This is a genomic window from Aeromonas sp. FDAARGOS 1419, from assembly GCF_019047045.1.
Lineage (GTDB): Bacteria > Pseudomonadota > Gammaproteobacteria > Enterobacterales > Aeromonadaceae > Aeromonas > Aeromonas veronii.
On the sequence record NZ_CP077209.1, the window covers coordinates 746,819 to 764,856 of the forward strand.

An 18,038-nucleotide genomic window follows, 5' to 3' on the forward strand; every position below is an offset into this window, starting at 1 on the left:
CTTGAGAATGAGGCTTTTATGACTCCTGTAGTAGCCCTGGTGGGCCGCCCCAACGTGGGGAAATCCACCCTGTTTAACCGCTTGACCCGTACTCGGGATGCCCTGGTTGCCGATTTTCCCGGTCTGACCCGGGACCGTAAATACGGTCAGGCGAAGTTGGGCGAGCTGGAATTTATCGTGGTCGATACCGGCGGTATCGATGGCACCGAAGAGGGAATCGAGCTGAAGATGGCCGAGCAATCCCTGCTGGCCATCGAAGAAGCGGACGTCGTGCTGTTCATGGTGGATGCCCGTGCAGGCCTGACCGCGGCGGATCAAGCCATTGCCGAGCACCTGCGCAAGGCCCACAAGAAGGTATTTCTGGTGGCCAACAAGACCGACGGTATCGACGGTGATTCCGCGGTCTCCGAGTTCTACGGTCTGGCGCTGGGCGAGGTCTACCAGATCGCGGCCGCTCACGGTCGTGGCGTGCTGAGCCTGCTGGAACTGGCCCTGGCTCCCCATCTGGAGACCCTGGTCGACTCCGCTACCGATGAAGATGCGCAGGATGAGGAAGAGGAGGACTTCGACGAAGAAGCCCTGCTGCGCATGGTGGCTGCCGGTGAACTCGATACCAAAGAGGACACCAAGGAGACCCCGTTTGCCGACCTGCCCATCAAGTTCGCCATCGTTGGTCGTCCCAACGTCGGTAAATCTACCCTGACCAACCGTATGCTGGGTGAAGATCGGGTCATTGTCTATGACATGCCCGGCACTACCCGTGACTCCGTTTACATTCCAATGGAGCGTGACGAGCAGAAGTATGTGGTCATCGACACAGCCGGTGTGCGTCGTCGTGGCAAGGTGCACGAGACGGTGGAGAAGTTCTCCGTTATCAAGACCTTGAAAGCCATTGAAGATGCCAACGTCTGCCTGCTGGTGATCGACGCCCAGGAGACCATCACCGATCAGGACTTGAGCATCCTTGGCTATGTGCTCCACGCCGGTCGCTCCGTGGTGCTGGTGGTAAACAAATGGGATGGCCTGGATCAGAAGGTGAAAGAGGATGTGAAGAACGAGCTGGATCGTCGCTTGGGCTTCATCGACTTTGCTCGTGTTCACTTCATCTCCGCCCTGCACGGCAGCGGTGTCGGCCATCTGTTTGAATCCATTCAGGAGGCTTACCAGTCCGCCACCCGTCGTACCAGCACGGCCATGCTGACCCGCATCATGCAGATGGCGCAGGAAGATCACCAGCCGCCGATGGTCAATGGTCGCCGCGTCAAGCTCAAGTATGCCCACGCCGGTGGCTACAACCCGCCGCGCATTGTGATCCACGGCAACCAGCTGAACGACTTGCCGGACTCCTACAAGCGGTATTTGATCAACTACTTCCGCAAGTCCCTCAAGATCATGGGCTCGCCGATCCGGGTCGAGTTCCAGGAGTCGGTCAACCCGTTTGAAGGCAAGAAGAACACCATGACCCTGAGTCAGGAACGTCAGCGCAAACGCCTGCTGAAAATGAAGAAGAAATAAGTCCTTGCGGCTGCCCTCACCGGCAGCCGCTTTGTTATCCTCGCCATGTTAAGGTGAGGAATAAGGGGAGGGGGATCTGCCATGGAACAAGACCATGGCAGATCCACTTTTCGAGGAGTTGATTATGGAAGCCCTGCTTTGTCCATCATGCCAGGCTGAACTGGACACCCGCAGCAAGGAGCAAACCTGTGGCCAGTGCCAGGCCCCTGTTCGCGTCACGGCCATCTGCCCCACCTGCCAACAGGAGCTGGAGCGTCTCAAGGCGTGCGGCGCAGTGGATTACTTCTGCAACAACTGCAACTCGCTGATCTCCAAGCGATCGGTACAGTTCAAGGCGGCGCTGGTGTAAGACAGTATTCAGGTGAGAAAGAAGATAAAAAAACCCGGCGAATGCCGGGTTTATGCTGTGTGCTCTGCAATAAGCAGGGTATAGGATCGATTTCTGCGCCACAGATTGCGCTTGATGTCATTAAGCTTGAGTTTGCGTCTGGGGCTCCAGCTGCACTTCGCTTTTCTGACCAGACTGATTTTTCTACGTTTTTGCATCTTGGTCTCCTCCCAACTCAGGTGGCCATCCCGGCCTTGGGTCATTGATGGAGCCCATCCGAAATTGCTGTTATTTAATCTCTCAACATAATGAAAACAATGCGATTTCGGATAGGCTCCGATGTGAATCGATGGTAACAGAGAAGTTTGCGTGAAAACAGCCGAATAATGGCTGGTTAGCGCATGGTGATCTGATTGACCACTTCGGCAATGGCGGTGGGGCGCTCGGCCAGCTCGGGCTCGCTGTCGTTGTCGAGACTCTCCCGCTGATGTGCCTTCTGCTGCTCGTTGTCGAGCCAGAGCAGACTCTGGTAATACTGGCGCACGTTGTTGACATAGTTGCGCGCCTCGCTGCCACGGGCATAGCCGTAACGTACCTTGCGGTGCCAGCGCGCCTGTTGCAGCAACGGCAGCACCTCCTTCACATCGCTCCAGGCGTCGGGATTCTTGCCAAGCTCTTTGGTCAGGCGGCGGGCATCCATCATGTGGCCGTAACCGATGTTGTAGGCGGTGAGGGCAAACCACACCTTCTCATCATCGGGCACCGAATCCGGCACCTTCTCCATCATCTGTTGCAGATAGAGGGAGCCACCTTTGATGCTCTCTTCCGGATGAAGCCGGTCGTTGACTCCCATCGCCTTGGCGGTGGGCTCGGTCAGCATCATCATGCCGCGCACGCCGGTGTAAGAGCGGGCCTGCGGGTCCCAGTGAGACTCCTGATAGCTGATGGCGGCGAGCAGACGCCAGTCGATATTCTTGGCGTGAGTCTGGAACAGCGGCTGGTACTTGGGCAGCAGGCTCTTGGCGCGCTTGAGGAAGGTACGGGTATCGACAAAGTCGAAGTTCTGCACGTGGCCGAAGTACTTCTCGTCGAGCTTGGCGATGGCACCATCCATAAAGCGCTGACCGAAGAAGTCGATCACGCTGGCATAGAGGCTGTCATCGGGCAGCTTGCTCATGGCCCAGGCAACGGTCTGCTTCTGGGCCAGGGTCAGCCCCTCGGTGAGCTCCGGGTAGTAGCGCTGGGTACGGGCCAGCACGGTATCTTGCACCACCGTGTAGTCAATCTTGCCATCCACCACCTGCTTGAGCAGCTCCTCCACATCGGCGTTGTCGCTGGTGCTCCAGGCTAGTTTCGGATTCTCTTTGCTCATCTCTTTGAGCAGATCTTCCCCGGTGGAGCCGGCGGCCACCACCAGCTTGCCCTTGATATCGTTCAATGAGGCCGGCTTGGGTTTGCCGTTGCGGTAGACCAGTTTGGGGGAGACCTGGTAGAAGCCCGGGCCGAAGCGAAACAGCTCGCGTCGCTCGGGGGTGACCATGATGGCGGCCGCAGCCAGATCGAGTTTGCCCTTTTTCAGCAGGGTGACCAGTTGGTCAGTGGTGTCGACCGGGATGATGGTGAGTTTCACCCCCAACCAGTCGGCATAATTTTGCGCCAGCTCGTAATCGAACCCCTGGGCGAGGTCATCACGCTGGTAATAGGAGGTGGGACCATAGATGGTGCCAACCCGGATCTCGCCTCGCTGGCGGATCTGCTCCAGCTGGCTGGAGGGGCTATAGAAGTCGCAGCCAACCAGCGTCAGCGTCAACAATAGCCCGATAAACAGTCGAAAAATGCAGCGCAAGTAGGTTAGTACCTTTGTTGAAAAAATCGGCATTTGTCAAAAAAGAGGCACCTTTATACCAGAGAGTGTGCGCAGAGTCACACTGCACGAAGTGAGAAAAACGTTTGTCCGCTGTGAGCCAGATCCCTATAATACGCGCGTCTCAATTCCCCCCCACTTTAAAACTTGGTGAGAAAGGTCATATGGATATCTTGCGTGGTGCCCCAGCACTGTCTGATTTTCGTGTCCAAAAACTGCTGCAACGCTTCGCACAGATGAGAAACGAGAGTGGAGTAGAGAGCGGAGTAGAGATAGAGGATGTCTATGCCGAATACGTGCACTTTGCCGAGCTGACAAGCCCCCTCTCTCCCCCCGAGCGAGCGACCTTGGGCCAGCTCTTGCGCTACGGCCCGACCATCCCCGAACACACCCCCAGCGGTCAGCTGTTTCTTGTTACCCCCCGCCCCGGCACTATCTCCCCCTGGTCTTCCAAAGCAACCGACATCGCCCACAATTGCGGCCTGAAACAGGTCAAGCGGCTGGAGCGTGGTATTGCCTATTACCTGACCATCAAGGGGCAGGGTGAGTTGAGTGCCGCCCAGCGCAGCGCCATTGCCGCCGTGCTCCATGATCGGATGATGGAAGTGGTGTTTGCCGAGATGAGCGAAGCTGCCGCCCTGTTTGCTCACCACGAGCCGCGCCCCTTCACCCAGGTGGATGTGCTGGGCGGTGGTCGCGCAGCCCTGGCCGAAGCCAACGTGGCGCTCGGTCTGGCGCTGGCCGACGACGAAATCGACTATCTGGTGGAGAACTTCACCAAGTTGGGTCGCAACCCCAACGACATCGAGCTCTACATGTTCGCCCAGGCGAACTCCGAACACTGCCGTCACAAGATCTTCAATGCCGACTGGACCATCGATGGCGAACAGCAGCCCAAGTCGCTGTTCAAGATGATCAAGAACACCTTCGAGCAGACGCCGGATCATGTCCTCTCTGCCTATAAAGACAACGCCGCCGTGATGGAAGGGAGCCAGGGTGGCCGCTTCTTCCCGAGCCCGGCCAACGGCGAATACCAGTATCACCAGGAACAGGTCGACATCCTGATGAAGGTGGAGACCCACAACCACCCGACCGCGATCTCCCCGTTCCCGGGGGCAGCAACCGGCTCCGGCGGCGAAATCCGCGACGAGGGAGCCACCGGGCGCGGTGCCAAGCCCAAGGCGGGTCTGGTCGGTTTCTCCGTCTCCAACCTGCGCATTCCCGGCTTCGAGCAGCCCTGGGAGCAGGATTTCGGCAAGCCGAGCCGTATCGTCAGTGCCTTCGACATCATGCAGGAGGGGCCGCTCGGCGGCGCCGCGTTTAACAACGAGTTCGGTCGTCCGGCCATTCTCGGCTACTTCCGTACCTTCGAAGAGGAGGTGCCGAGCCACAACGGCGTCGAGGTGCGTGGCTACCACAAACCCATCATGCTGGCTGGCGGCATCGGCAACATCCGCACCGAACATGTCCAGAAAGGGGAGATCCCGGTCGGCGCGGCGTTGATCGTGCTGGGCGGCCCGGCGATGAACATCGGTCTGGGCGGTGGTGCCGCATCCTCCATGGCTTCCGGCCAGTCAGCCGAAGATCTCGACTTTGCCTCGGTGCAGCGTGACAACCCCGAGATGGAGCGCCGTTGCCAGGAGGTGATCGATCGCTGCTGGCAGCTGGGTGACGACAACCCTATCGTCTTTATCCACGATGTGGGGGCGGGTGGTCTCTCCAACGCCATGCCGGAGCTGGTCAACGACGGTGAGCGCGGTGGTCGTTTCGATTTGCGCGCCATCCAGAGCGACGAGCCGGGCATGAGCCCGCTGGAGATCTGGTGCAACGAATCCCAGGAGCGTTACGTGCTGGCGGTAGCGCAGGACAAGTTGCCGCTGTTCAAGGCGCTGTGCGAGCGTGAGCGCGCCCCCTATGCCGTCATCGGTACCGCGACCGAAGAGAAGCATCTGACCCTCTCTGACAGCCACTTTGACAATCAGCCCATCGATCTGCCGCTGGACGTGCTGCTGGGCAAGGCGCCCAAGATGCACCGCGACGTGGTGACTCTGCCTGCACAAGGCAAAGCGCTCCAGCTCGATGGCATCACTTTGAGTGACGCGGCCGAGCGGGTTCTGCGTCTGCCGACCGTGGCGGAGAAGTCCTTCCTTATCACCATCGGCGATCGCAGCGTGACTGGCTTGGTCAATCGCGATCAGATGGTTGGCCCCTGGCAGATCCCGGTGGCCGATTGCGCCGTCACCGCTGCCACCTATGACAGCTATCACGGCGAAGCCATGTCGATGGGCGAGCGTACCCCGGTGGCGCTGCTCTCCCACGCCGCCTCCGCTCGCATGGCGGTGGCGGAAGCGCTTACCAACCTGGCGCCGGCCCACATCGGGTCGCTGAAGCGGGTCAAGCTCTCCGCCAACTGGATGGCCGCTGCCGGTCACCCGGGGGAAGATGCCGGTCTCTATGAGGCGGTCAAAGCGGTGGGCGAGGTGCTCTGCCCAGCCCTTGGTATCACCATTCCGGTGGGCAAGGACTCCATGTCCATGAAGACCCGCTGGCAGCAGGATGGCAAGGAGCACAGCGTCACCTCGCCGCTCTCCCTGCTCATCTCCGCCTTTGCCCGGGTCGAGGATGTGCGCAACACCGTCACCCCACAACTGCGTACCGATCTCGGTGAGTCCGACCTTATCCTGATTGACCTTGGTAACGGTAAGCAGCGCCTCGGCGCCTCGGCGCTGGCGCAGGTCTATCGCCAGCTGGGTGACAAGGCGCCGGATCTCGACAACCCGGTCCAGCTCAAAGGCTTCTTCAACGCCATTCAGGCGCTGGTGGCCGATCGCAAGCTGATCGCCTATCACGACCGCTCCGACGGCGGCCTGTTTGTCACTCTGGTGGAGATGGCGTTTGCTGGTCACTGCGGTCTCGACATCCAGCTCGATCGCATCGGTGGCGAGCTGTTACCTGCGTTGTTCAACGAAGAGCTGGGCGCCGTCATTCAGGTGCGTCGTGAAGATAAAGAGGCGGTGATGACCCTGCTGGCCGGCCACGGTCTGGCAGCCTGCTCCCATGTGCTCGGTACCGTGCGCGAAGGGGATCTCATCACCTTGCAGCGGGGCGGTCAGGAGGTCTATCGTGCCAGCCGTACCGCCCTTCGCACCATCTGGGGCGAGACCAGCTGGCAGATGCAGCGCCTGCGCGACAACCCGGCGTGCGCCGACAGTGAGCACGCGGCCCGTCAGGACGCCACCGATCCGGGTCTGCATGCCAAGCTGACTTACAACCCGTCCGAGGATGTGGCTGCTCCCTATATCGCCCGTGGGGTCTCACCCCGTCTGGCGGTGCTGCGCGAGCAGGGGGTCAACTCCCATGTGGAGATGGCGGCGGCGTTCGATCGTGCCGGTTTCGCGGCGGTCGATGTCCATATGAGCGACATTCTCTCCGGTCGCATCAAGCTGGAGGAGTTCCAGACCCTGGTGGCCTGTGGCGGCTTCTCCTACGGTGACGTGCTGGGGGCGGGGGAAGGCTGGGCCAAGTCCATCCTGTTCAACGACAACGCCCGCGAGCAGTTCCAGCGCTTCTTCGAGCGTGGCGATACCCTCTCTCTGGGTGTCTGCAACGGTTGCCAGATGATGTCCAACCTGCGAGACCTTATCCCGGGTGCCAATCTCTGGCCGCGCTTTGTACGCAACCGCTCCGAGCGCTTCGAAGCCCGCTTCAGTCTGGTTGAGGTGCAGGAGTCCCCGTCGGCCTTCTTCGCCGGCATGGCAGGCTCCGTGATGCCCATCGCCGTTTCCCACGGGGAAGGGCGTGTCGAGGTGCGCGATGCCGCTCACCTGAGCGCACTGCAGCAGAGCGGTCTGGTAGGGCTGCGCTTTGTCGACAACCGCGGCAGCGTGACCGAGCAGTACCCGGCCAACCCCAACGGCTCGCCGGATGGTATCACCGCCGTCACTACCACCGACGGTCGCGCCACCATCATGATGCCGCACCCGGAGCGGGTGTTCCGCACCGTGGCCAACTCCTGGCACCCCGACAACTGGGGCGAGGACGGCGCCTGGATGCGGATGTTCCGCAACGCCCGGGTTCGTCTGGGTTAATAGAGACAGCACCAGCGCATAAAAACAGAAACCGGCCAATTGGCCGGTTTTTTTATCCGTGTCGTTACGGCTTGCCGAGCGGTTGGGGGATAAAGTCTCCCCGGTCGAGGATCCGCAGACAGGCATCCACCACATCAGCATCGAGCTGATGGCCGCGCATCTGGATGATCTGCTCACGGGCCTGGGGAATGCCGAGGGCGGCGCGATAGGGGCGATCCGAGGACATGGATTCGACGATATCGGCGACGGTGAGGATGCGGGCCTCCAGCAGGATTTCATCTCCCTTGAGCCCCTGCGGATAGCCGGAGCCATCGAGATACTCGTGGTGCTGGTGGATCATCCGGGCGATGGGCCAGGGGAAGTCGATATCCTTGAGCACCAGATAGCCGATAGCGGGGTGTTCCTTGACCAGCTCGAACTCCAGCGGCGTGAGGCGCTCCGGTTTGGTGAGAATTTCGGCCGGTACCTGGATCTTGCCGATATCGTGCACCATGGCGCCCAGATAGATCCCCCGCAGCCGCTTCTCTTCCAGCCTGAGCTCCCGGCCGATGGCTTGGGCCAGCTTGGCCACATGTTTCTGATGGCCAGCGGTATAGGGATCGCGCTGCTCCAGCACGGCGGCGATGGCACCCAGCGCATCTTCCAGTGCCAGCTCCAGCTGGCGGGCATGGAAGATCTTCTCCTGTTGCGAGCGCAGATAAGCCTGCTGGGTATGGCGCGCCTGCAGGCCATAGGTGAGGTAGTCGGTCAGCTGGATGAAGAGCTGCTCCTCCTCCTGGCTGAACAACCGTGGCTGGTCGCTGTGAATGATCAGCGCACCGGCCAGATCCTCCTGCAGTGGCAAGGGGATCAGCAGGCGGGAGCGCAACGGGTGGTGGCTGGTATGGGGCCGCTCGTGGAAGATCACCTGATTGAGACGCCGCTGGTGGAGGATGGCCTGGGTGAGGGCCTCATCGTTCAACCAAAGCGTTTGTTCCGAGGCATCGGCACTGCCTGCCTGCGCCACGATCCTCGGCGGTTGGGCGAGTTCGGGCTGGCCTTGCAGCACTGCCACCAGCGGAAAACGGTCATCGACGGCGATGGCATCGCAGATATCCTGCAGCAGTTGCGGCTCATCGCCCGGTTTGAGCAGGGCGTGGTGGGCGCGGCTGATCGCCTGCTGGGTCCAGCTGTACTGTTGCAGTTTCTCCTGCTGCCACTTCTGCTCGGTAATGTCTTCGAAGAAGACGCCGACCCCCACGATACTCCCCGCCTCATCACGCAGGGGAAACTTGGTGGTGCTGAGCCAGCGGGCTTCTCCCCCCTTCAGATAGGGCTCTTCGATGTGCTGGTGTATCCCCTCGCGCATGACTCGGGCGTCATCCTCCCGATAGCGTTGTACCAGTTCGGGGGGAAAGAAGTCGCAGTCATTCTTGCCCACCAGTGCCTCTGGTGAGAGGGCGAGATCCGCCGCCAGCAGGCGGTTGCCCGCGATGTAGCTGAATCGGGTGTCTTTGAGCAGCACCCGATAGGGAAGCTGATCCATCACCTGGGTCAGCAACAGCGCCGAGGAGGGGAGCGCATCGGTCAGTGGGTGGGGGAGTGCACAGGAGGTGAGGAGTTCGGACATCTTATCCCGCCTTGTCTGCAAGTTGACTGATGGGAGGGCCGAAGTGGTAGCCGGTCTGCCAGAGCACGATACAGCTGTTGACCACTTTTTCATCGTAATGGATCCCGGCATAGCGGGTCAGTTCGGCAATGGCGTCACTCAGAGGCATGGCTCGGCGGAACGGGCGATGGGAGGTCATGGCGATCAGCGAATCGGCCACCCGGATAATGCGCGCCTCCAGGGTAATGGCGTTGCCCGCCAGCCCCTGCGGATAACCGCTGCCATCGAGGTTTTCGTGGTGCTGCAGCACTATGGTGGCTATGGGCCAGGGGAAGTCGATCTGTTTGAGAATATCGTGGCCGGCCTGGGGGTGCTGCTTGATCAGTTCGAACTCCACCGGCCGCAATTCACGGGGGCGAGTGATGATCTCGGTAGGGATCTGCAGCAGGCCAATATTGTGCACCATGGCCGCCAGTCCCAGCGCATCCAGCCGTTCTTGCCGCAGCTGCATGGCCTGCCCGATGGCCAGTGCCAAATCGCGCACCCTCAGCTCATGGCCCGCACTGTTGCGATCCTTGTGGCTGATGGCGCTGGCGAGGGCACTGATGGTCTGGAACAGCAGCTCACGCTGGTGGCGCTCGCTCTCCTTGAGGCGGGTGATGTCGACCAGGGTGCCGATGATGCCGGCAACCATCCCCTGATGGTCATAGAAGAGATCCTTGAAACAGATGACCTGATAGCGCATGCCATTGCGGTCATGCAACTGCTGTTCGATGCACTGGGGCTGGCGACTTCGCAGCAACTCGGCTTCCCGCATGCTGTAGGCCTCGGCAAGCCCGACTGGCAGCAGCTCCTCGACCCGTCGACCCAGCAGTGCCTCCTTGCCGATGCCGATCACCTGATTGAAGGCCTGGTTGCAGCCCAGAAATCGCCCTTCGAGATCTTTGTAGAACACCGGGATCGGGATAGCCTTGAGCAGGGATTCGTTGAAGTGTTTCAGATCCTTCAGTTCGGCCTGCTGACGCAGGGCGAGCAGCTCGCTGTCCTTGCAGAGGGAAATGGCGCGGGCCAGGTTGCCGAGCACCGGGCTGAACAGATGGCAGACCGGTACGATCTGCTGATGTGGCTGGGGGGCGAGCAGCAAGATGAGATAACCCCCTTCAACCTTGAGCCGATAGGCAAACTGGTAGGGGCGGCTGCCCGGCAGGGGGAGCGTCTGTTGCAGCAGGCAGTGCTCCTCCTCGCTGACCCACCCAGGCAGTGGCAGGGTGGTGCCGGTGTGCTGGCGCAGTTGCTCGTCGCCGATCACCTTGAGCAGCTTGCATCCCTCCCGTTGTTGCTGCAATACCGCGCCAACCGGCGTGGCGCAGTGATGCATAAAACGTTGCAGTACCTTGGTGAGCAGCGCATCCAGCGTGACTTCACGCCCGATGCAGAGCGCCAGATCGCAGACGATGGCCATGGCGTGGTCGTTGTTCATATCAATGCCCCGTTACAGAGAATGGCGCCGTTATGAAATTGGGGGTAATCCCCGTGGCGCACACTGCCAATTTCGCCAAGGGAGAGGGCTCCTGCCAGATCGCCGGCCCCCGAGTGGGTCAGCAGGGTGTGCAGCTCGGTCACTGTCTGCTGGTCGAAGTGCAGCTGGCGTCCCGCGCAGTAGTAGACCTCCAGCAAGTGTGCTTGGGTGAGGGTTTGTTGCTGGTTAAGGCGCCTGGCCAGTGAGCAGGCATGTTCGGTGGCACTCTCTGGCGCCTTCAGCAGGGTGAGGATGCTGTGCTCCGCGACCTCGCCGGCGCAGAGCAGGGCGCCGTCATCGTTTGCCTCGACGGGGATCCTGACAATCACATCCCCGTTGGCCCGCAGCAGGCCCAGTGGCATGTGCACCACGAAATGGTAGAGCTCCTCGCGCACAATAGTGTGCTGGAATTGCTGGCGGATCAGCCCCTGATATTTTTGAAAGGCCGGTTGCCAATCGATGTAGGCAATCTTGTTCGCTTCACTGCTGGTGGCTAGCATCGGTTGGGCCGAGAGTTGGTAACCATGTTCCAGAAAGGGAAAGCTGTTGCTGGGCAGCAGCGTGCAGGTGACCCCGTAGGCAAGTTGCCGTTGATTGTCGAACAGGCAGGCAAGGGGGGTGAAGCTGCCGCTGCCTGCGTTGGCGCCGGCATAGTTGACGCGATTGGCCAGTTGCAGATAAAGCGCATCCAGAATGGAGGCGATATTGGGAATGAGGCTGTCGAAGGTCAGAAACAGGGTTGGTGGCGAAGGGGTTGGCCAGGTGGCCAGCATGCTCTCCACCTGTTCCGCAATCAGTTGGGCAAGGGATACTGCGCTGGCCTGCGGTGTCAAGGGCAGCAGTATGGCGTGATAGGGGTTGGCTCTGGGCAGTAGCCATGCCCCTTGCGGCAACAATCCTTGCGCACCGATCAGCTGGGGGAAAATGGCGCCATCCAGGGCGATGTTGAAGTCGCGGCACAACTGCTGCAACAGGGGAGCCTGCGCGCAATCCTGTTCGGCCAGCAGTATGGTCAGCTTGCCTCCTTGCAAGGGTGCCAGCGTGGCGGCCAGTTCTGTCGGGTTAAATTGGCAAACGTAGTGTTGCTGCATCAATCTGAACTCCATTCCAGAATATAACCAATATATCAATAAGGAATTCAAGAGGGTATGAGGATCTCGCCCGGTTCTGGTTGTATGGCAAAAACCATGATGGGCATCACCCTAGCTGACTTATCTGTCATTTGCTGGCTCGCGGAGTGCGCGATGCTGTCGGTCCGCAAATAGAAAACCGGCAGCCAAGGCTGCCGGTTTTGCGGGTAATGAGGGGTAGCGACGGTAAAGGTTACTGCAATACCACGTGCTGGAACCCTTGTACCAGGCTGATGACCGGCTGGGGATAGAGCCCCAGCAACACCACCAGAACGGCAGAGAGCAGCACTACCACACCACCGGAGGAGAGAGCCCAGTCGGCGCTGGCATCGCGCTGCTGCATACCCGGTTCGCGCAGATAGAGGGTTACCATCACCTTGAGGTAGTAGTAGAGACCCAGTGCGCTGCCGAGCACGATGGCACCGGAGAGCCACCAAAGCTGCGCCTCGACGGTGACGCCGATGAGGTAGAACTTGCCGATAAAGCCGAGGGTCATCGGGATGCCCGCGAGTGACAACATCATCACCGTCAGTACGGCAGTCAGATAGGGGCGCTTCCAGAACAGACCACGATAGCTGTGCAGGGAGTCTGCATCCTTGCCGCGATAGGGGCTCGACATCATGCTGACGACGCCAAAGGCGCCGAGGCTGGTGAAGAGATACATCAGCAGGTAGACCCCGGCCGCTTCCACCGGCATCTGGCCGAATCGGCTCGCCACGATCACCGCCAGCAGGTAACCGAAGTGGGAGATGGAGGAGTAACCCAGCATCCGTTTGACGTTGGTCTGCACCAGGGCCAGCAGGTTGCCGACCATGATGGATATGACCGCCATGGCTGCCAGCAGCCAGTGGATCATGGGATCGCTCGCCGCCGGTACCGCCAGATAGAAGCGCAACAGCACGGCAAAAACCGCCACCTTGCTGACGGTGGCGAGGAAGGTGGCGACCGGTGCCGGGGCACCTTCGTAGACATCCGGGGTCCAGAGGTGGAAGGGGGCCAGGGAGAGTTTAAAGGCAAAGCCGACCAGCATTAACCCCAAACCGCCCATCAGCAGCGGATGGTGAGCCGGGCTCTCGGCCAGGGTCTGCCCCAGGGCAGCAAAGCTCAGGCTGCCAGCCTGTGCATAGAGCAGCGCCATGCCAAACAGCAGGAAGGCGGTGGCGGCGGCAGAGAGCACCATGTATTTCACCGCTGCTTCCAGCGAGTGGCGCTCGCGGTAGGCGTAACCCACCAGACCGAACATCGGCAGGGTCAGCATCTCGATCCCGATAAAGAGAGAGGCGAGGTGACGGGAGCAGGCCAGCACCAGACCACCAGCGGTGGCGATCAGCAGCAGCAGGAAGAACTCTTCCCGGTTGTCCGGGTAGGCTTTCAGCCACGATTGACCGAAGGTGCAGGTGGCCAGGGCGCCGATGAGCACCAGTCCCATATAGAAGACGGCGTAACTGTCCACTTGCAGCAGCGGGGTGACCCCCTGATCCCCCTGAGCCATCACGATGGGCAGCGAGAACAGTGCCAGATTGAGGCCAACAATGGTCACGGTAAAGGCGGTGGTGACACAGCGGCGCCACGCGATGGCCAGCATCAGGGCCGCCATGGCCCCGGTGGTCAACAGCAGGGGAAGCAGTGCCAGCAGTTGGGAAGCGGAGAAAGTCATTGCAGGGCTCCAGCAGTCGGCAGCAGATACCAGTGCAGCACGTTGATAAGGCTGCTGCTGGCGGTATCAATCACGGGTTGGGGATAGAGGCCAAGCAGAACCAGCAGTCCCGCGATCACCATCATCATGGTCAGCTCGCGGCGATCCAGTCCCTTGAGCATGCTCTCATCCTTGGCGGGGCCAAAGCAGGCGCGCTGCAACATGATGAGGGAGTAGACCGAGGCCAGTACCAGACCGAAGGTGGCGACTGCCGTGATAACAGGGGCAACCTGGAAGCTGCCGACCAGGATCAGGAACTCGCCGACAAAGTTGCCGGTGCCCGGCATGCCGAGCGACGCCACCGAGAAGAAGAGCATCACGCCGGGCAGATAGCGCAGGCGTCCCCACAGGCCGCCCATCTGGCGCAGATCTCGGGTGTGCAACCGCTCGTAGAGCTGACCGCAGAGGATAAAGAGGCCGGCTGCGGAGAGTCCGTGGGCGATCATCTGCACCACGGCGCCCTGCAGGGCCAGCTCGCTACCCGAGTAGATGGCGATCATCACAAAGCCCATGTGGGAGATGCTGGTGTAGGCTACCAGCCGTTTGATGTCGGTCTGGGCAAAGGCCACGATGGCACCGTAGACGATCCCGATCAGGCCAAGCACCATGGCGTAGGGAGCAAACTCGGCGGAGGCTTCGGGGAAGAGCGGCAGGGCAAAGCGCAGCAGGCCATAGGCCGCGGTTTTGAGCAAAATACCAGCGAGATCCACCGAGCCTGCAGTCGGCGCCTGACTGTGGGCATCCGGCAGCCAGCCGTGCAGCGGCACCAGCGGCATCTTGACCGCGAAGGCGATAAAGAAGCCCAGCATCAGCAGCCATTGAACGCCCTTGCTCATCGGGGTATTGAGTAGCTCCAGATAGTTGAAGGTGAAGACTCCGGTGGCATGCTGGTGGGTCAGCACCAGCCCGATGATGGCCACCAGCATGATAAGGCCGCTCACCTGGGTGTAGATGAAGAACTTGGTTGCGGCGTTGATCCGTGATTTGCCGTCAGTGACCGAATGGCCCCAGAGCGCAATCAGGAAGTACATGGGAACCAGCATCATCTCCCAGAAGAAGAAGAAGAGGAACAGGTCCAGCGCCATAAAGACCCCGAGCACGCCGCCCAGGATCCAGAGCAGGTTGAGGTGGAAGAAGCCGATGCGCTGCACGATCTCTTTCCACGAACAGAGAATGGCCAGTACCCCGATAAAGCAGGTGAGGATCACCATCAGGAGCGACAGGCCATCCACCGCCAGATGCAAAGAGATGCCGAAGCGGGGGATCCACGGCAGGCGCCACTCGGCGGCCCAGGCGGAGGCAGCACCGGAGACGCCCGCGCTGTCTAGGCCCGTGGTGGCAAGGGAGAAATCACCACTTAGCCAGATGGCACAGGAGAGCAGCAGGCTGGCGCTCATGGAGAGCAGGGCTACCCAGCGGACAAACTGCCCGCCGAGACGCTCCATCTGCCAGCAGAGCAAGCCGCCGATAAAAGGAATTAACAAGATCCAGAGTAAGGTCACGGTATCAGCTCTCGTTCAAGTTCATATGAGATTGCACGCCCTGTTCCATCAAGGTCGGCAAACAGCCCGGCTGTACGATTTTCGTGTTGTTCATCGCGTTTACCCCAGTAGCAGCAGTGCCAGCACCAGTGCGGCACCGATCCCCATGGAAGCGGCATACCAGCGCAACTTGCCGGTCACGGTCCAGGCCAGCAGCTGGTTGCCACGCAGGGCGAACCAGGCGGGCAGGCCCATCATCCAGTCCAGCGGGTCTCGGGCCAGCAGCCGGGTCGCCAGCAGATAGGGCTTGACCCACAGCTGGTCATAGAGCCAGTCAAAGCCCCAGGCGTTGAACCAGAGGGTGCTGAGCAGGCGGCCCGGTGCGCTGTTGGCAATGGAGGTGGCCAGACGGCGCTTACCAAGGAACAGAAACGCGGCCAGCGCAATGCCTGCGATGGCGATGATGCCAGAGGTGATTTCCAGTGCATGGCGCCCCTCTTCGATATGGTCCCCCGGGCCTGCGGGTAGTACACCTGCCAGTGGCGGGGTGATCAGCGCGCCTATGCCGGTAGAAAGTACCAGCAATACCAGCAGCGGCAGATGGTGAGCCAGGCCGTGGCCCGCATGGGCTTTGGTCTGCTCTTGGCCATGGAAGGCGATAAAGATCAGCCGGAAGGTGTAGAGCGAGGTGAGGAATGCCCCTACCAGACCTGCCCACAGCAGCGCGCTTTGGCCCGAGGCTTCTACTTGCCACAGGATGGCGTCTTTACTGTAGAAACCGGAAGTGACCAGCGGCAACGCCGCCAGCGCCGAGCCCCCCACCAGGAAACAGGCATAGACCAGTGGCAGACTCTTGCGCAGGCCACCCATCTTGAAGATGTTCTGCTCATGGTGGCAGGCAACGATAACGGCACCGGCGGAGAGGAACAGCAGCGCCTTGAAGAAGGCGTGGGTCATCAGGTGGAAGATGGCTCCTTCCCATGCGCCGACACCCAGTGCCAGAAACATGTAGCCAATCTGGCTCATGGTGGAGTAGGCGAGGATCCGCTTGATATCGGTCTGAACCAGCGCGGCAAAGCCTGCCAGCACTAGCGTGATGGCGCCAACCAGCCCGACCAGATGGAGGATCTCTGGCGCCAGCAGGAACAGGCCGTGGGTACGGGCAATCAGGTAGACACCGGCGGTCACCATGGTGGCGGCGTGGATCAGCGCGGAGACGGGCGTCGGGCCTGCCATCGCATCCGCCAGCCAGGTTTGCAGCGGCAGCTGTGCCGATTTGCCGACCGCGCCGCCCAAGAGCATCAGGCAGGCCAGCGACAGGGCAGGGGAGCCCTCGGCAAACAGGGTCGGTGCGCGCACCAGCAGCTCGTGGATATTGAGGGTGCCCAGCTCCCGATAGAGGATAAATAGGCCGATGGCGAGGAAGACATCACCCACCCGGGTCACGACAAATGCCTTGAGGGCCGCTGCGCCGTTCTTGCGATCCTTGTAGTAGAAGCCGATCAGCAGATAGCTGCACAGCCCTACCCCTTCCCAGCCGAGGTAGACAAACAGCAGGTCATCAGCCAGCACCAGAAACAGCATGCTGGCGATAAAGAGGTTGGTGTAGGTAAAGAAGCGGGAGTAGCCCTCTTCACCGCGCATATACCAGGAGGCGAACAGGTGGATAAAGAAACCCACCCCGGTCACCACCCCCAGCATGGTCAGCGACAGGCCATCCAGTGCCAGCGAGAAGCTCGGGGTAAAGTTGCCCACCGCCATCCATTGCCACAGGCGCTGGACATAGACGCCCCCCTCGGGCGGGTTGCCCAGAAAGTCGATGCCCACCCACAGGGTAGTGAGGGCCGACAGGCCAATGGAGCCCACCCCGATCATTGCAGAGGTACGCTCGCCAAACCGGCCGAGGGAGAAGGCCAGCACCAGCCATCCCAGCAGCGGAAATAGAAAAGTCAGATATAAGAGGCTCATCCGCGCATCTCGCTCACAGTGTCCACGTTCAGGGTGTGGTAACGACGATAGAGCAGCAGTAACAGGGCAAGGCCGATACTGGCCTCCGCTGCCGCCAGAGAAATCACCAGGATATACATGATCTGGCCATCGGCCTGGGCCCAGCGGCTACCCGCCACCACAAACGCCAGTGCCGAGGCATTCATCATGATCTCGATACTCATCAGGATGTAGAGCAGGTTGCGGCGGATCAGCAGACCGCACAAGCCGATGCAGAAGAGCACCGCGGCCAGCAGGAGGCCGTGCTCCATAGGGATTCCATTCATTGCTGACCTCCTTCTTGTGCAGAGCGGGAAGCAGAGCGCGGGACGGAGAGCACTTCACCGCTCTTCTCTTCCCGCCCCAGGTGATAGGCGGTTACCAGACCCGCCAGCAGCAGGATGGAGGCAAGCTCCACCGCCAGCACATAGGGGCCAAAGAGCTCGACACCCACCTGCTTGGCGGTCACCTCGGTCACCCCGATCAGGCCCCCGGTCACCCCGAGAATGCCGTGGGCCAGAAAGCCCAGCAGGATCAGCGAGAGCAGGGCAGGCCCCCCCCAGGTCATGGGGGTGAGCCACTTTTTCTCCTGTGCCTGGGCACTCCCCAAGTTCAGCATCATCACCACGAACACGAACAGCACCATGATGGCGCCGGCGTAGACGATCACCTGCAGGGCCCCCGCAAAGGCGGCACCCAGGCAGAAGAAGATCATGGCCACGGCGATGAGGGAGATGATGAGATTGAGCAGCGCATGCATGGGATTGCTGGTGCTGATCACCCGCAGCGTGCTGTAAATGGCCACCAGGGCCGAGGCATAAAATGCCAGTTCCATGATTGACT

The 18,038-nt window shown here is 60.8% G+C and carries 12 protein-coding genes; 3 read left to right on the forward strand and 9 right to left on the reverse strand.

Going from position 1 to position 18,038, the window contains the following annotated elements:
- The first annotated feature begins 18 nt into the window (after nt 1-18).
- Nucleotides 19-1,515: a ribosome biogenesis GTPase Der gene (gene der / locus I6L49_RS03245; protein ID WP_005333794.1), complete on the forward strand. Its 1,497-nt coding sequence runs from the start codon at nt 19-21 to the stop codon at nt 1,513-1,515.
- A gap of 124 nt (nt 1,516-1,639) precedes the next feature.
- A complete protein-coding gene (locus I6L49_RS03250; RefSeq protein WP_202002817.1) occupies nt 1,640-1,864 on the forward strand; it encodes a zinc ribbon domain-containing protein in 225 nt (74 codons plus the stop codon).
- Between the two features lie 373 nt (nt 1,865-2,237).
- On the opposite strand, the gene mltF is transcribed toward I6L49_RS03250, so the two are convergent.
- Nucleotides 2,238-3,722, reverse strand: coding sequence for a membrane-bound lytic murein transglycosylase MltF (gene mltF / locus I6L49_RS03255; RefSeq protein WP_005344877.1), 1,485 nt, complete (start codon nt 3,720-3,722; stop codon nt 2,238-2,240).
- A 149-nt stretch (nt 3,723-3,871) separates the two neighbouring features.
- Here mltF and purL point away from each other — a divergent pair, with 149 nt between their 5' ends.
- Nucleotides 3,872-7,795, forward strand: a complete 3,924-nt coding sequence (gene purL / locus I6L49_RS03260; protein WP_216950593.1) for a phosphoribosylformylglycinamidine synthase — start codon at nt 3,872-3,874, stop codon at nt 7,793-7,795.
- Nucleotides 7,796-7,859: 64 nt separating this feature from the next.
- On the opposite strand, the gene I6L49_RS03265 is transcribed toward purL, so the two are convergent.
- The 8 genes from I6L49_RS03265 to nuoJ form a co-directional block, all read right to left on the reverse strand.
- Nucleotides 7,860-9,404 (reverse strand): HD domain-containing phosphohydrolase, encoded by a 1,545-nt coding sequence (locus I6L49_RS03265; protein ID WP_216950594.1) that lies wholly within the window; start codon nt 9,402-9,404, stop codon nt 7,860-7,862.
- 1 nt (nt 9,405) lies between these two features.
- The gene (locus I6L49_RS03270; RefSeq protein WP_216950595.1) at nt 9,406-10,863 is read right to left on the reverse strand and encodes an HD-GYP domain-containing protein; all 1,458 of its coding nucleotides are present in this window, start codon (nt 10,861-10,863) and stop codon (nt 9,406-9,408) included.
- Nucleotides 10,860-11,993: an FIST signal transduction protein gene (locus I6L49_RS03275; protein WP_216950596.1), complete on the reverse strand. Its 1,134-nt coding sequence runs from the start codon at nt 11,991-11,993 to the stop codon at nt 10,860-10,862. The genes I6L49_RS03270 and I6L49_RS03275 overlap by 4 nt, the downstream gene beginning before the upstream one ends.
- A gap of 232 nt (nt 11,994-12,225) precedes the next feature.
- On the reverse strand, nt 12,226-13,689 hold the full coding sequence (gene nuoN, locus I6L49_RS03280) for an NADH-quinone oxidoreductase subunit NuoN (protein WP_042056116.1): 1,464 nt from the start codon (nt 13,687-13,689) through the stop codon (nt 12,226-12,228).
- A complete protein-coding gene (gene nuoM, locus I6L49_RS03285) occupies nt 13,686-15,230 on the reverse strand; it encodes an NADH-quinone oxidoreductase subunit M (protein WP_005337249.1) in 1,545 nt (514 codons plus the stop codon). The genes nuoN and nuoM overlap by 4 nt, the downstream gene beginning before the upstream one ends.
- A 99-nt stretch (nt 15,231-15,329) precedes the next feature.
- The gene (gene nuoL, locus I6L49_RS03290) at nt 15,330-17,177 is read right to left on the reverse strand and encodes an NADH-quinone oxidoreductase subunit L (protein WP_042056113.1); all 1,848 of its coding nucleotides are present in this window, start codon (nt 17,175-17,177) and stop codon (nt 15,330-15,332) included.
- Nucleotides 17,174-17,482, reverse strand: a complete 309-nt coding sequence (gene nuoK, locus I6L49_RS03295) for an NADH-quinone oxidoreductase subunit NuoK (protein ID WP_005337247.1) — start codon at nt 17,480-17,482, stop codon at nt 17,174-17,176. Before nuoK ends, nuoL begins: the two co-directional genes overlap by 4 nt.
- Nucleotides 17,479-18,030 (reverse strand): NADH-quinone oxidoreductase subunit J, encoded by a 552-nt coding sequence (nuoJ, locus tag I6L49_RS03300; RefSeq protein WP_005337246.1) that lies wholly within the window; start codon nt 18,028-18,030, stop codon nt 17,479-17,481. The genes nuoK and nuoJ overlap by 4 nt, the downstream gene beginning before the upstream one ends.
- Nucleotides 18,031-18,038: the final 8 nt, after the last annotated feature.